At 69.3% G+C, this 14,236-nt stretch carries 12 protein-coding genes and 1 CRISPR repeat array; of the genes, 6 read left to right on the top strand and 6 right to left on the bottom strand.

The window, feature by feature from the left end:
* The 6 genes from FHS34_RS41635 to FHS34_RS41610 form a co-directional block, all read left to right on the top strand.
* On the top strand, positions 1 to 652 hold a 652-nt coding region (locus FHS34_RS41635), incomplete at its 5' end, for a hypothetical protein (RefSeq protein WP_184976101.1).
* Between the two features lie 108 nt (positions 653 to 760).
* Complete coding sequence (locus tag FHS34_RS41630) at positions 761 to 961, top strand: hypothetical protein (RefSeq protein ID WP_184976105.1); 201 nt, start codon at positions 761 to 763, stop codon at positions 959 to 961.
* A gap of 184 nt (positions 962 to 1,145) precedes the next feature.
* A complete protein-coding gene (locus FHS34_RS41625; RefSeq protein WP_184976098.1) occupies positions 1,146 to 1,457 on the top strand; it encodes a hypothetical protein in 312 nt (103 codons plus the stop codon).
* Between the two features lie 45 nt (positions 1,458 to 1,502).
* Positions 1,503 to 1,727, top strand: a complete 225-nt coding sequence (locus FHS34_RS41620; protein WP_184976095.1) for a hypothetical protein — start codon at positions 1,503 to 1,505, stop codon at positions 1,725 to 1,727.
* A 101-nt stretch (positions 1,728 to 1,828) separates the two neighbouring features.
* Positions 1,829 to 2,062, top strand: coding sequence for a hypothetical protein (locus FHS34_RS41615; RefSeq protein WP_184976092.1), 234 nt, complete (start codon positions 1,829 to 1,831; stop codon positions 2,060 to 2,062).
* Entirely contained in the window at positions 2,062 to 2,334 is a 273-nt protein-coding gene (locus FHS34_RS41610; protein ID WP_184976088.1) for a hypothetical protein, read from the top strand. The genes FHS34_RS41615 and FHS34_RS41610 overlap by 1 nt, the downstream gene beginning before the upstream one ends.
* A 2,486-nt stretch (positions 2,335 to 4,820) precedes the next feature.
* Here FHS34_RS41610 and cas3 read toward each other — a convergent pair.
* The 6 genes from cas3 to casA all read right to left on the bottom strand — a co-directional run bounded on the left by cas3 (position 4,821) and on the right by casA (position 12,931).
* A complete protein-coding gene (gene cas3, locus FHS34_RS41605; RefSeq protein ID WP_225817993.1) occupies positions 4,821 to 7,571 on the bottom strand; it encodes a CRISPR-associated helicase Cas3' in 2,751 nt (916 codons plus the stop codon).
* 386 nt (positions 7,572 to 7,957) lie between these two features.
* Positions 7,958 to 8,620 carry a type I-E CRISPR-associated protein Cas6/Cse3/CasE gene (cas6e, locus tag FHS34_RS41600; protein ID WP_184976082.1) on the bottom strand — a complete coding sequence of 221 codons (663 nt, stop codon included), beginning with the start codon at positions 8,618 to 8,620 and terminating at the stop codon, positions 7,958 to 7,960.
* 6 nt (positions 8,621 to 8,626) lie between these two features.
* Positions 8,627 to 9,370, bottom strand: coding sequence for a type I-E CRISPR-associated protein Cas5/CasD (cas5e, locus tag FHS34_RS41595; protein WP_225817996.1), 744 nt, complete (start codon positions 9,368 to 9,370; stop codon positions 8,627 to 8,629).
* Positions 9,371 to 9,466: 96 nt separating this feature from the next.
* Entirely contained in the window at positions 9,467 to 10,729 is a 1,263-nt protein-coding gene (locus tag FHS34_RS41590) for a type I-E CRISPR-associated protein Cas7/Cse4/CasC (RefSeq protein ID WP_184976079.1), read from the bottom strand.
* A complete protein-coding gene (gene casB / locus FHS34_RS41585; RefSeq protein ID WP_184976076.1) occupies positions 10,730 to 11,335 on the bottom strand; it encodes a type I-E CRISPR-associated protein Cse2/CasB in 606 nt (201 codons plus the stop codon).
* Positions 11,336 to 11,362: 27 nt separating this feature from the next.
* Complete coding sequence (gene casA / locus FHS34_RS41580; RefSeq protein ID WP_184976073.1) at positions 11,363 to 12,931, bottom strand: type I-E CRISPR-associated protein Cse1/CasA; 1,569 nt, start codon at positions 12,929 to 12,931, stop codon at positions 11,363 to 11,365.
* 962 nt (positions 12,932 to 13,893) lie between these two features.
* Positions 13,894 to 14,227: direct repeats of the CRISPR family, unit length 29 nt; unit sequence GTCTTCTCCGCGCGAGCGGAGGTGAGCCG.
* Positions 14,228 to 14,236 lie beyond the last annotated feature (9 nt).

Here is a 14,236-nt window from a genome sequence, read left to right as displayed (position 1 = left end):
TTTCGACGTCGGTGCCGGCCTGCGCCGCCTGGCCCGCGAGGCCGGATACACCGCCTCCGCCCGCCCCGCCCCCCGCCGGCGCACCCGCGCCAGCAGCGCCGCCGACCGCGAGATGCCCCCCGGCCCCTGTGCCGGCCACCAGCTCGCGGTCATCGCCCGCTGGGTCCTCAAGCAGCCCCAGGCCGCTGACCACGTCCAGCGTTTAGCGCAGGAGATCGGAAACGAGGACACCGTCGCCCTCCACGAAGCATCAGCGGAGGACCTCGACGTCGACGGCGCCCAGGTCTTCGCCTGCATGCTCTACCTCGCCGGCCACCCCGAAAGCGCCTGCTTCTGGTGGCAGCTCGCCGCAGGCGCCGGCCACCGCATCGCCGCCTACTGCCTGTCCCTGCACCATCTGGAACTCGGCGAACTCAACGAAGCCCGGCAGTGGCGCAAGGAACTCCAGCAGGACATCGACGGACCCGACGACGCCTTCCTCAACATCGTCGAACACTTCGCCAAATACGTCCGCCGGCACTGCACCGCCACCCCCGTGCCCGGCCTGACCGAAGAAGTCGAACGCCTGGCCACCCGCCCCCGCGGCGACGTCCTGGTCCTGCCCGAACGCGAACTCGCCGACCGCCTCCAGGACTGCACCAACCAGCACTGACGCCTTCCCCTCACAGGACACGAGAAGAGCCCACCGGATGGTCACAGGTTCCTAGGCCACCAACCACCGACAGGCTCTCCCGCAAAGCCCCACCAAGGGAGCTCCCATATGCAGCGTAGGCCCACGCCCCCCGCCACGGCCACCACAACCGGCCCGGACCCGCACGAAAGCGGCACCGCCGCCCGGCTGCTCGCCCTCCTGCACCGCCACCGCTGCACCGCCGCCGCCCAGTTGCTGCGCGGCCTGTGCTACGGCGTCGGCACCGGCCTCACCGGCCTGGCGTCCTGGTGGCTCCAGCAGCACCTCTAGGCGCACCCACCCGGCCAGACCCTGCCCCGCACAGCCGCGTCGGCCGACCCCACGGCGCGGTCTCCCCTCCCTCACCCCGGCGGCGGACCAGCCGTACCGCACCCGCGCGCTCATCAAGCCGCGACCACATCAGCCACCCACCCCTGGCCGCACGACGGCCGAACCCACCCCCTGGGGGGAAGCCATGTACTTCGACGACGAACTCAGCGAGAGCCGCTTCGCCCGCTGGCTCCTGCACCACAGCCGCCTCGCCGGCTACGACACCACCGCGGCCCAGACCCAGATGACGATCCTGCTGCTGACCGCCATCGCGCTGTCCGACGGCCTGGACGCCACCATGACCACACGCCTCGCACAGGCTCTCGGCGTCACCCCTGAGCAAGTTACGACCGCCTATGTCGGCGAGATGAGGCAAGCCGTCCTCACCCAACTACGCAGCCACCCCGACCTCCGAGCGCTGGACGCGCACCTGGACCAACTGGCCCGCAACCGTTGAACACAAGCACTGCCCGCACCGGAGCGCTGCCCGTACGATGATCGCGTGACAGCCCGCCGCACCCTTGGCGCAGGACCCCAGGCCGCGCACAGCATCCGTGCTGCCCAGGCCGACCTGCTCGACGCCCTCCCCGGCATCCGTCTCCCCGACCTGAACGAGCTGCGGGACCGCGGCGTACTCGGCGCCCACCCCGCGCCGACCCCCGCTCCGCGACGCACGCTCCTCGCCGGCCGCCCGGCCGGCAGGGAGCTATCCGACCCTCCCGCCTGACCCCTCCCGACAGGCAGACCCTGCCCCGGAAGGGCTCCCGGACCGCGAGGCAGCGGCACTATCGTGAAGGGGCCACGCCTATCCGGTCCCGGGAGTCTGTGATGAGCCAAGAGCCGGCCTCTGCCGAGAGCGTCCGCCATCCACTGGAGCCGGCCGCCGCAGACGCGGTACGCGCGTACGCAGCCCAGACCCGGGCCAGGGCCGACGAGTTCGCCGCCGCCCTGGAAGACATCGCCGCCAACGGCCTGCCCGCGGTAGAGGACTGCACACCGTGGGAAGACCTGCGAGAAACCCACCTCGCCCGCCTCGCCCGCCAGCGCCCGGCCGTCGCCTGATGCCCACACACCACGGCCCGCGCCGCGCCCGTATCGCCTTCTCCGACGCCGCCGCCAAGCAGCTGGAGAACATCACCAGCGAGTCCGAACTCCACGCCCTGGACCGCGCACTGGTGGTCATCTCCGTCGACCCCGGTGCCGGTGAGCCTCTGCCCGGCGACAGCAGCGGACCGGCACTGCGTCAGTACACCGACGAGGTCGAAGCCGTCCGCGTGCTGTACTTCGTCACCGCCCTGCGCACAGTCGTGGTCGTCGCCTACATCGAGGTCTGAAGGCCGCTCCGGCGGGAGGCCGCGAGGGTTTCGGTCTGCCGGACGCTCGTGCGTCATGCGCCCTCCAGAGTGATCCCCCGCTCGCGCGGAGAGGACTGCGCCCTCGCCGTCACGTGCGGATGGTGGTCCGGCTCACCTCCGCTCGCGCGGAGAGGACACGGTGGGCCCGCCGTCGTCGCTGTGCTGGCACGGCTCACCTCCGCTCGCGCGGAGAGGACGCCCGGTCCTGGACGTTGGTGCCGGTGCCCATCGGCTCACCTCCGCTTGCGCGGAGACTTCATCGACGTGGGCCGAGCCTACGGCTCACCTCCGCTCGCGCGGAGAAGACCGCGTATGCGGCTACAAGAAGGGCTGCCCCACCGGCTTACCTCCGCTCGCGTGAAGAGGACGCCGTCCTGGTCCTTTCCGCCATGTGCAAGGGTGGCTCACCTCCCTTCGCGCGGAGAGGACGAGATGTCGACGTCCGCCGTGGACAGATCCGTCGGCTCACCTCCGCTCGCGCGGAGAGGGCGTGTGGTCTGTCTTCACCTTCCACGGGAGGTACGGCTCACCTCTGCTTGCGCGGAGAGGGCATCGAGACCGACTTCGCCAAGGGCACCACCGGTGATTCACCTCCGCTCGCAGAGGACGTGGACCGTAATGCTCGGCTCACTCCGCCTGCGCGAAGAACATCGGCGACGTGCACACCAAGCACGCGTGCAATCGGCTCACCTCCGCTCGCGCGGAGAGGACGTCACGCCGATGCCGACGATGCCCATCGCGACCGGCTGACCTCCGCTCGCGCGGAGAGGACCGCTGGTTCTACCCGGAGCAGGCCTCCAAGTACGGCTTACCCCCGCTCGCACGGAGAGGGCATCGAGTTGAAGACCAGCACCATCCCCCTGTACGGCTCACCTCCGCTCGCGCGGCGAGGACTCAGCGGCACCTGACAGCGTCTCCAGCGTGACCGGCTCACCTCCGCTTGCGCGTAGAGGACGGCTACGTGCCGAACGCGCCGGCGCACCTGTACGGTTCACCTCCGCTCGCGCGGAGAGGACACGAAGATGGGCTGGCCAGTGGTGTCGGTGGCCGACTCACCTCCGCACGCGCGGAGAGGACTTCGGGGCAAGCTTCGCCATCGCCAGGTCGAACGGGTCACCTCCGCTTGCGCGGAGAGGACGACGGACTCTACGTCCTGCACTGGCTTGACGACGGCTCACCTCCGCGCGCGCGGAGAGGACCATGCTCCTTTCGTCGCGAGCGCGGCCGTCAGCGGCTCACCCCCGCTCGCGCGGAGAGCACATATGGCCGTCCGCGCCGATCGGGATCGCGTACGGCTTACCTCCGCTTGCGCGGACAGGACATCCGCCGCTTCACCAAGGGCAATGTCGCCTACGGCTCACCTCCGCACGCGCGGAGAATACGTCTGCAGGACGGACCGCCACCACTGCCACGTCGGCTTACCTCGGCTCGCGCAGAGAGCACGGCGTCCGCAATGTCATCGTGGGCCTAATCATCGGTTCACCTCCGCTCGCGCGGAGAGGACCTGCGGAAGGGCGACGAGTTCCACCACGAAATCGGCGCACCTCCGCTCGCGCGGAGAGGACACGAAGATGGGCTGGCCGGTGGTGTCGGTGGCCGGCTCACCTCCGCTCGCGCGGAGAGGACCTCGACATCGAGGGTGACCGGCACCTGCGGGACGGCTCACCTCCGCTTGTGTCGGAGAGGACGCGCCCAAGCCACCCCGGTCAAGTCCCTATACGGCTCACCTCCGCTCATGCGGAGAGCACAACGCGTACGTGACGCGAACCTGATCGCCGTCTGGCTCACTTCCGCTCGTGCGGAGAGGTCAGGGCGTTACGCGTGATGCCTTGGTAGCGGAGCGGTTCACCTCCGCTCGCGCGGAGAGGACCGGACCACGCCTGACAACACCTACCTGCGGTTCGGCTCACCTCCGCTCGTGCGGAGAGGACTACCCCGACCTGTACGCGGACGTCACCGACGTCGGCTCACCTCCGCTCGCGCAGAGAGGACAGCAGGGTGTCGGGCGCCTGCTCATCGAGGTATGGCTTACCTCCGCTCGCGCGGAGAAGACCGCGTATGCAGCTACAAGAAGGGCTGTCCCACCGGCTTACCTCCGCTTGCGTGAAGAGGACGCCGTCCTGGTCCTTTCCGCCATGCGCAAGGGTGGCTCACCTCCGCTCGAGCGGAGAAGGTATGGCTCTCGGCGCCCGCCTCACGGGCAAGTTCGGCTCACCTCCGCTTGCGCGGAGAGGGCGCGTCCGTCACCGGTACTGCCTCCAGTCGCGCCGGTTTACCTTGTGCGGAGAGGGCGGGAGTCGCTGGTCCGCGTGTGCTTCGATGTGTGGTTTGCCGTCGTGTACGGGGGCGCTCTATGCAGTTTTCAAGGAGCAGGTACTGGCTCATCTGGCGGTGGTGCGGGCTTCCTGTCTCTGCTTGTGCGGTTGGCCTGGGTGGGCTGGGGGATGGTGCTGGTCTGGCTGGAGTCAGTCGCGTACGAGGCCGTCGAGTCGGGACAGGTGGTGGGTCTTGCCGCTGAGTTGGTATGGCCGAGCACCGGTGCTGGTGACGCGCTGTGGCAGGAGGAGGACGTCTTGGAGGGCGGCGATGTCCCGCCAGCCGGTCGGGGTGTTGGTTTCGGGGCCGCGTCCTTGGAGCCATCGGTGGTCGACTTGGACGGTGTGGGCCATGAGGTTGCGGATGGTGGCGGTGTCTCGGGGATCGATGTGGGTGGGGAGCGGTCGGTGGCGTGCCTGGCGGTCGAGCCAGGCCTGGCCGTTGGTGTCGGTCCAGACGGGCAGGACACGGACGCTGTCTGCGCCGAGTCGGGTGACGAGGAGGTCTTCGTCGTCGATGGTGGTGAGCGGGTGGAGGTCGCGGATCAGCTGGGTGGGGGCGGGGATGGTGGCGGTGTCGGCGAGGGCGCGCATGGCTTGTTCGGTGGTGAGGTCGTTGGTGCCGGCGGTGGTGGTCCAGTCGGCGGCGTAGACCTGGTCGACCAGGGTTTGGACGTCTTCGGGGATGGTGCAGATGCCGCCGGTGAGGGATTGGAGGGCTGTCACCGTGCGGTTCAGAGGGTTTTCGCTGTAGACGGTGCCCCACCTTTGTGGTGGGAGTTTCCCGGTGGGGATGAGGATGGTCATGGCCGGGGTGGGGGCCCAGGCGGGGCGGTCGGTGCGGGGGTGGCGGTGGCATCGGCCGGCGCGCTGAAGGAGGAGGGCGATCGGGGCGAGGTCGCTGATGACGTGGTCGAAGTCGACGTCGAGGGATTGTTCGATGACCTGGGTGGCGACGACGATGACCGGTCGGGAGGGGCGGCGGCCGCGGGCCGGGGTGTAGTCGCCTTGCGGGGTGGTGTGGGCGGCGCGGGGTTTCCCGGCCCAGTTTTCGATGCGGCGTGTCACGCCGCGGCGTTGGCGTGCGGGCATGCGGGCGTGGAGGAGTTGGACGAGCGGGGCGCTGGGGCCGCTCCAGGCGTTTCTCAGGTGGCGGGCGGTGGTCTGGGCGTCGGCGACGGTGTTGCAGACGATGGCGGCGCAGCCTCGGCCTTCGTCGATCATGGGCTTGAGGGTGCGGGTGATGGTGGCGAGGCGGCTGTCCTGGGTGGTGGGGGAGGCCTGGTGGTGGACGTGGTGGAGGGTGACGGTCAGGCGGCGGGCGCGGGTGGTGGGGAGGGTTTCGCTGGTGGTGACGGTGCCGGTGGTGGCGTCGATGTGGGTCCAGCCGGGGTAGGTGGGTGCGATGGTGACGGGGCTGGTGTGGCCGGCGCCGGTGCGGTAGGCGTCGGCGAGGCGGGTGGCGATGCTGCCGGTGAGAGTGGCGGACAGCAGGATCACGGGGGTTTTCGTGTGGCCGAGCCATTCGAGGAGGCGTTCGGTCAGGCGGTGCCCGTAGGCGTCGTAGGCGTGGGCCTCGTCGATGATGACGGTTTTGCCGGTGAGACCGAGCCAGCGCATGACGTTGTAGCGGACGGGGAGGGCGGCGAGGGCTGCGGTGTCCCAGGTGCCGACGGCCACGCCGGCCAGGAGCCCGCGGTGACGTCCTTTGAGCCACTCTCCCGCGATGGTTGACGCGTCGGTGAGGACGCGGTCTGTGCCGGGGTTGTAGTCGGCGTTCAGCCAGGCCATGGAGTGCAGCAGGGTGACGGGTATGGGGATGCTGGCGGCCTGGGCGACGTGTTCGGTGATGCGGGTGTGCATGGCGTCGGTGGTGGCCATGGTCGGCAGGAAGACGCCGAGGCCTTCGGTGCGGGCGGCGTGACCGAGGACGTGCGCGGCGAACAACGCCGTTTCCGTTTTGCCGTCACCGGTGGGGGCCGTGATGACGACTAGGCCAGGACCGTTGACGAGGGTCGGGAGGCGTTTGGCGAGGTCGGCTTGAAGCGGGTAGGGATCGCTGATGAGCGGGAACATCTCGGTGAACGATTCAGCCGGCTTCCAGGCCGTGGCAGAAAGCTGAGCCTGGGCGAGGGCCTTCGGCGCTGCCCTCCGGGCGCGTGCGGCATGCGCTCTCCAGTCGCGGGGGTCCGGGGAGTGCTTGCGTTCCCAGTGGCGTGCGCGCACCCATCCGATCCGGGAGGCGAGCCAGTCTGCGAGGACGATCACTCCTGTGGCGATGACGCAGGCGCCGCCGGGGGCGAACTGGGTGGGCGGCTCGGGACTGCCGCACAGGGCGTGCACGGTGTGCAGGTGCGCGGCCCGCTGCAGGCTCCAGCCGGCCGCTCCGACGCGTGGCTCCTGGTCCTCGGGACTGGTGATAGTGCGGGCGTTCAAGGCATTGCCGTAGGTGCCGTGGTGGCCGCCCAGGATCTGCCCGATCTGGTGGGCGATCGATCGCAGTGGGCGGCCGCTCGTCGGGTAGCCCGCTTGCACGAGAAGCGCTGGCGCGGTGAGGTGGGAGACGCGTTCGTGCCGGATCGAACTGCGGTCGTCCGGCATGGGGTATGCGGGGTCCTTGAGGAGACCGGCCGCCGCCTGATCTTGGTGCTGGAAGTACGGGCAGACCTTGCCCAGGTCGTGAAGTCCGGCCCAGAACATCACCAGTTGGCGTGCATGTGCCGAGGTGACACCCCAGCCTGCTGCGATGATGCCCCGCTGGCCGGCGGTGAGGTAGTCGTCCCACAGCCGTCCGGCGATCACTGCAGTGTCGATCAGATGGCTGATGACCGGGTATGGCCCCACGTCTTCCAGGCCATGGAACTTACCCCACAGGCGATCCTCAACGGGTGGTCGCGTCATCAGGGTTCTCCGATCAGCTCATGGCAGCTATTTCCGCGGGCGCGAAGCAACTATTGGGCGGTCGGACCGACGACCTCGTTGAGACACCTCCGCCTGCGCGGAGCACACGAGATCGGACCCTGGCTCATGCGGCAGGTGCGGACCACCTCCGCGTATGCGGAGCGCGCACAGAGTGGAGAAGCTCCCAGTCCTCCGCGTACGGGGCACCTCCGCGTGTGCGGAGTGCGCTGGCTGCGTAGCGACGGCATCGATACCCGCCGTGAGACACCTCTGCCTACGCGGAGTGCACGGTTCGGTCGACGTGCGCGCGTGCATCGGCAGCGGGTCACCTCCGTGGCCGCGGAGTGCACCCTTCCGGCCTGCACCGTCTTCGTGGGTTTGCCGTGTCATTGCTCGCGGTGGGGTGCGATCGAGAGGAGTCCGAGCCCGAAGGCGCGTCCTTGGCCGATGCCGGTGGTGATGGCCTGGCGGAGGGCTTGGGGGTCGGTGATGGTGGCGATGCCGTCGAAGCGTGTGGCGTTGAGGCGTGCGCGCTTTCTTTCGCCTCGGGTGGCGAGCACGGGGGGCTGAGGGGTGTCGAGGACGAGTTGGACGGTGAGTCCGGCGTCGGCTGCTTTGCGTTCCCACCAGGTGATGGCGGCTTCGCCGGCGAGGGGGACGCGGCGTCCTCTGCGGCCGGGGACGAATTCGGTTTTGAGGGGGTGGGCGTCGATGCGGTAGCGGATCGTCCGGCCGGCAGTCGCCCAGTTGAGTAGGGGAGTGAGTTCGCGGTAGTCGACGTCGGTGGTGTTGTAGTGGGCGGGCAGAGCGTTGCGGTTGATGGCGATGCCGGTGGACTGGATAAGCAACGTGGCCCCGGCGTGTTCGCGTTCGAGCCGGTAGAGGACGTTGTGGGCTGTTCGGGGGCTGGCGCCTGCCTGGTCGGGAAAGAGTGCGCTGACGCGGCGGTGGAGTGCGGTGTGGTCGCGCAGGTCGTTGTGGACGTCGCGTGAGCGGGGGTTGAGGGTGATGCGGGCCAGGTGGACGGCGGTGGTTGCGGTGGCCATCATGCTCTCCTAGGCGGCCGTGGTCTGGGTGTAGTGGACGAGGGCGGTGAGCCACTGCGTTCCGCGGCCGGCGCAGAGACTGGCGGGCAGGGTGCGCTGGGTTTCCCACAGGTCGCGGGTGGTGAAGGTGTGGCCGGGCGCGGGGGTGTCGCGGACGGTGGTGGTCGCCGGGAGACCGGGCGTGGGGGGAGTGTCGTGGATAAAAGTGACGTCGATGGTGGCTGCGTTGCGGGGTCGGTCTGCGTGAAGTGGGGCGCGGTCGAGTTCGGCCACGGCGTCGTCCAGGTCCGTTCGCAGGAGGACGGGGGTGTCGGGTGGGCAGGAGCGGCGGCCGAGGTAGGGGGCGAAGACCGGCTCGGTCAGGGCGTGAGCGGCGAGGGCGGTGGTGTCGTCAGGGCCCGTGACGGCGATGCTGAATGCGGCGTCGGCGAGATACCACCGTTCGGTGATCATGGTTCCCTCTCCGAGCTTCTTCCGTTTGCCGTCGGCGGTGGGCGGGGTGAGTTCCCTGGGGTAGCCGCCGCCGATGGTGTGGAAGTCCATCTCGCGGTGACCAGGGCGGTCGACGCGGATGACGTAGCGGAGTTGGGCGAGATCGGTGTTCTTGTGGTCGCGGGGCCGGCCGAGCGCGGAGGCGAGGAGACCCGTGAGGGCCGACCTGGTGGGCGAGGTGCTGGTGGGCCTCACTTTGAAGTCGGCGGGGCCGCCCCAGCTTTGCAGGGGGGCGGACAGGTGCATCAAGAACCCGGTCAAGGATGCTCCTCGGTGTGATGGGGCGGGATGACCTCCGCATGCGCGGAGCGGTGCGGCGCGGCGGTCAGGTCCGCGTCAGGGCGTGGGCGGGCACTGTCAGCCGGTGTGCTTGGTGACGGTGCCGAGGGTTCGGGTGATCAGGTCCTCGAAGGCGTCCACGCGGTCACCGAGGGCGGTCAGCTCGGTGTCGCTGAGGGTGACGTGGGCGTGGTCGGCGATGCGGTGGGTGCCGAGCATGCGGGCGTGGGCGGCGGCGTGGGCGTTGAGGGCGTCCAGTGAGGCGGGGACGTAGCCGTTGACGCTGGCGGGGATGGGGGTCTCGAACGCGCCGACGAGGTTGACGGGCCGGTCGGTGCGCACGGCGATGTGGATGAGGTGGGGGACGGTGTGGGGGGCGGTACCGGATGCCTTGGCGGGCATGATCGCCAGGGGGAACGCTCGCAGGAATGCGTCGATCACCTGCTGAGCGGTGTCGGTGTCGCCGTCCAGGTTGCCGATGAGTTCGCGGACGTTGAGGGTGGCGTAGCGGTAGAAGGTGGCGGAGGTGTAGCGCTGGTCGCCCATGTGGCCCGCTCCGGTTTCCTCACCGGCGTCGTGGATCAGGTCGTCCACGGCGGAGAAGAAGTCGATCTGGGACGGGCCGGCGTGGGTGCCGATGCTGTGGGCCATCTGGATGGCGCCGGCGACGGTGGATCCGGCCTCGTTGGCGAGCATGCGGCCGTAGGCGGCGATGGATGCGTTGCGCTGGCGGAAGACCTCCAGCACGCCGGCCTGGATCTGTTTGCGGACGTCGGCGGGGATCTTCCTGTAGGCGGTGGCGAGCGGACCGGTCTCGGCGGCCTCTTCTTCCCCTGCGTCGTCGCTGTCATCGTCCTCGGTATCGCCGTTGGCCTTCTTGGCGTCGGCCTTCGCCCTGGCCTCGGCGATCGCCTTGGCCGCAGCGCCGGCCGCCTTGGTGAGGGCGTCCCGCTGGCCGTTGGCGACCTCGGCAAGCGAGTCGAATGCAGTCTCCGGGAGGAACAGCAGGGCGTTGGTACCACCGGCGTCCGACAAGCCGAGACCCTTGACGTCGGCAGCGAGGATCAGCATCTGGGCGGCGGCCAGAGCGGCGGCCTCGTCCCAGCCGGCGGCGGCCAGGCGCTTGGCGACGGCGAGGGGGGTACCGCGGGTGCGGAAGGCACGGGTACCGAGAGCCTCTTCCATGTGCACACGACTGTGACGGCGACCGTGCTGGGAGGAGAGACGGGGCCGGGGAACGCCACCGTAGGTGGCGGTTTTGGGAGCCCCCTGCCGGTCGCGGTTGAGATTGCTGTACGGGGCGGAATGGATGATGTGGACATCGATGTAGAGCGGGGTCACTTAGCTGATCTCCTTCGAGCCGGCAGGGATGGTGTAGGAACGTGCCCAGTCGATCCGGACGTCGGGGGCCCAGCGCTGGTAACGGACGCTGTCGCGAAGCAGAACCGGCCATTTGACCGGGACATTGCTGGAACGCAGCAGGCTGACCGTGGACGGCAGCTCGGTCATGAGCGCGTCGTACTCGAGTTCGCACAGATGGGAGAGCAGGCCGGTGGCCACCTCCCGGCGCATGCCGCTCCGCGCGGCACGGGCGAGGGACCAGCCGAGGTTCTCCCACGGCTTCGCCGCGGCGGGTTCCTTGACGGCGAGCGGTTTGTCACCAGCGCGGGGGTTGGGTGCGTCGTGAACGGCGTACAGGGCTGCGACGAGGAGAAAGGGATGCTCGGCCTGGCGCAGGGAGTGACGAGGGGTGTCCTCGCGCACGGGAATCCCGCCGGCCGGCATCAGATGCACATACATGGGCCAGGGGTTCTCGAGATGGTCGGCGAGGCCCTGGCGCAGGGTTGCCCGGCCCTCGGGGGTGGCGCAGGCACGTCGGACGGTGTTCATGAACCGCTCATAGACGGCCAGCCCGTTGCCGCTGGCCGGCGGTGATTCAGTCGCCACGGTGAGGCCCTTTCTCGTGATTGCAGATCAGGTGGTCTTCGCGGAACGCCGGGTCTTGGGATGGGTGAGGGTTGCGCGCGCCCTGGCGATGGGGATGAGGCCCGCGGGGGTGGAGGCGTCGGCGCGGACGGCATCGTCGTACAAGGTGACGGCGAGCGCCTGGAGCTGGGGGTCGGTGCCGTCGTTGATGGCCTGCCACAGACGGCTGTCGGCGCGGTCCCAGTAGGCGGCGATCGTGTCGCGGGTCCAGGAGCACTCCGAGCGCGGATCGGGGCTCATCTCGTTCCACGCGGACCGCAGCGCGGCGGCCAGGGCCTTCGCGGTGTCCTCGGCCGCCTTGCGGGTTGATGCGACCAGGGCGGCCTTCTCCGGGTGGCGGCCGGAGGTGTAGTTGGCGACCGGAACCGGCGTGACCTGCTCGAACCAGAGCTCTTCCTTCTCCTGCTTGTCCTGGTGGCAGGCGAGAGCCCGGGCCCGGACGGGACCGATCTGGTCGAGGGCCTCGACGGGGAGGGTGTCCAGGAGCCGGATCCAGGCCGGCGGGATCGTGGCCGCCTTCGTGGTGTCGCCGGGGCGCCGAATATGGATAAGGGAGTCGAAGTCCCGTGCGAGGGCACGGGCATGGTGGGCCCGGACGGGACCGCCCTTGGTGCGGTTGATGAGAAACGGGTCACCCGCAGCAGTGACGGCCTCGCTCGCGGCTTCGAGAGCCTTCTTCGCGCCGGCTTCCTTCACGGCGGTCGGAACGGGAGTACGCCATGCTGTCCAGACAGCGGTGATCTGGCCGGTAGCCGCATCGCTCCGGGTAAGAGTGGAGTGCACGGCCCGATTGACGAGCCGGGACACAGGGCCGGTGGGCAGTTCGGGGCGGAGAGGGTCGGGGAGGGCGGCCTGCTCCCACTCGGGCAGGTCGGGTCCTGTGACGGGGATGTCGGCGGGATGCGGCGCCGACAGCAGGAGGTTGGTGAATTCGTTACCGGTCTCGGGGTGCCAGGAGATGACCGACCGCAGCGGGGCGGCCGCCATGGACTTGTGCTTGATGCCGTTGTGGCTGCGGTTCGCTCCGAGCCCGCAAGGCCCGTACTGCCGCCAGACAAGCACCCACCAGAAAGCCTCGTGCGGAGTGACGGGCGCATCCTGGGGAGTCCGGTCCAGCCACGGCTGGTTGTTCCCGGAAGCCCGGGTCATGACGAGCTTCCCCGGTGCAGCCGCGTCGCCGCACTCCTTCGCCAGACGCGGGTCCTGGAGGAACGGCCGCTCGGGGTCGTCCAGATTGAAACGGAAAGCCCACTCAGTGGTGTATGCGGACACGTCTGCGGGGTCCAGCCGCCCCCGGCTGAGGAGCTCGTCCCAGCGGTCGTCCCACGCATCGGGATCGGCGATCTGCAGGCCGCTGATGCGGATGAACAGTGCTGCAAGGAGCCGGCGCAGGGCGGAGGAGACAGCAACGTTGGGCACATCGAGCGTGCCCAGGTGCACGGCAGCGAGTATCTCGCCGAGCGGGGTCAGGCTCGTGAGACCCGGAGCGGCTGCAGGCAGCGCACCGGGTGCCAGCCGCGTGAGTTCGGCGGGATCGGCGTCGTGATGCCACTTCATCGGCACGCACGGCGACATCATCACGTTGAACACAGAGAGTAGCTCCAGCCGGGACGACGGCTCCCTTGGACCGGGAGCTCTAAGACGGCAACTGCCTGCTCAGTTAAGGCCGTTGACCTTCTGCGGATCAGCGACAGAGTCAACTTAAAGTGAGATGAGACGGGCCCGCAAGCGACTGCTCTAACTGTCAGTGGTGGCCTGTACGGTGGAAGCGGAAGCGGTCTGCATACCCAAAAATCGCCTCTAAGTAGGTCCGCGTTCCAAGACCGACGCTGACTCTGCCGCAAGCGGAGGTAGTGTCCTCCGACTCCACCAGCACCTTGAAAAATGAATCAATAAGGCCACGCGACACAAGGCACTTCCTGAGAGCGGAGGCGAGCTGCCGAACCGCAAGGTCATCTGCCTTCAGCGGATGTCTTCTCCGCGCGAGCGGAGGTGAGCCGCCGGACGGCACGTGGGGCTCGGTCAGCAGAGAGTCTTCTCCGCGCCCGCGGGGATAGCTCCTTGGAGACGAAGTGGGCGGCCTGGGCCTTCACGTCGTCCCCGCGCCCGCGGGGGTAGCTCGGGCTACGCCGACCACAGCGACGTTGCCCAGCTGTCGTCCCCGCGCCCGCGGGGGTTAGCTCGCAGGCCAACGACGCTCGCAGCAAGGGTCACAAGTCGTGCCCGCGCCCGCGGGGATAGCTCGCACAAGAACCAGCTCGTTACCCACGTGGGTGCGTCGTCCCCGCGCCCGCGGGGGTAGCTCCGAGCAGCACCGCGGCGTCGGCAACGCGCACAGGTCGTCCTCGCGCCCGCGGGGGTAGCTCCACGCTCGACCTGTCCACGGGCCAGGTCGACCGCGTCCCCGCGCCCGCGGGGGTAGCTCGACCGTGAGCGCGGGTGCGGACCTGTACCGCGCGTCGTCCCCGCGCCCGCGGGGGTAGCTCCGGCCAGCGCGACAGCCACAGCGGAACATCGTCGTCGTCCCCGCGCGAGCGGAGGTGAGCCGACCCACCTTCTGCTGCCGCTGCTGGCGCGGTCGTCTTCTCCGCGCGAGCGGAGGTGAGCCGTACCAGGGTCCCGGCACCTACCTGGGCAACGGGTCTTCTCCGCGCGAGCGGAGGTGAGCCGATCGAAGCGTTCTTCCGGTATTTCAACGACGCGTCTTCTCCGCGCGAGCGGAGGTGAGCCGAACACGAGATCTCCGGGCTTCGCTTCGGACTCGTCTTCTCCGCGCGAGCGGAGGTGAGCCGAACACGAGATCTCCGGGCTTCGCTTCGGACTCGTCTTCTCCGCGCGAGCGGAGGTGAGCCGAACAGGTGA

Source organism: Streptomyces echinatus (genome assembly GCF_014203595.1).
In the GTDB taxonomy this organism is placed as follows: Bacteria; Actinomycetota; Actinomycetes; order Streptomycetales; family Streptomycetaceae; genus Streptomyces; species Streptomyces echinatus.
This window is presented reverse-complemented; position numbering and strand designations above follow the sequence as displayed.

What these genes read in the sequence shown, in the direction of transcription:
- FHS34_RS41625 (WP_184976098.1), top strand. Translation starts at nt 1,146, where the DNA reads ATGTACTTCGACGACGAACTCAGCGAGAGCCGCTTCGCCCGCTGGCTC.
- casA (WP_184976073.1), bottom strand. Translation starts at nt 12,931, where the DNA reads ATGAAGTGGCATCACGACGCCGATCCCGCCGAACTCACGCGGCTGGCA.
- cas6e (WP_184976082.1), bottom strand. Translation starts at nt 8,620, where the DNA reads ATGATGGCCACCGCAACCACCGCCGTCCACCTGGCCCGCATCACCCTC.
- FHS34_RS41615 (WP_184976092.1), top strand. Translation starts at nt 1,829, where the DNA reads ATGAGCCAAGAGCCGGCCTCTGCCGAGAGCGTCCGCCATCCACTGGAG.
- FHS34_RS41610 (WP_184976088.1), top strand. Translation starts at nt 2,062, where the DNA reads ATGCCCACACACCACGGCCCGCGCCGCGCCCGTATCGCCTTCTCCGAC.
- FHS34_RS41630 (WP_184976105.1), top strand. Translation starts at nt 761, where the DNA reads ATGCAGCGTAGGCCCACGCCCCCCGCCACGGCCACCACAACCGGCCCG.
- cas3 (WP_225817993.1), bottom strand. Translation starts at nt 7,571, where the DNA reads ATGACGCGACCACCCGTTGAGGATCGCCTGTGGGGTAAGTTCCATGGC.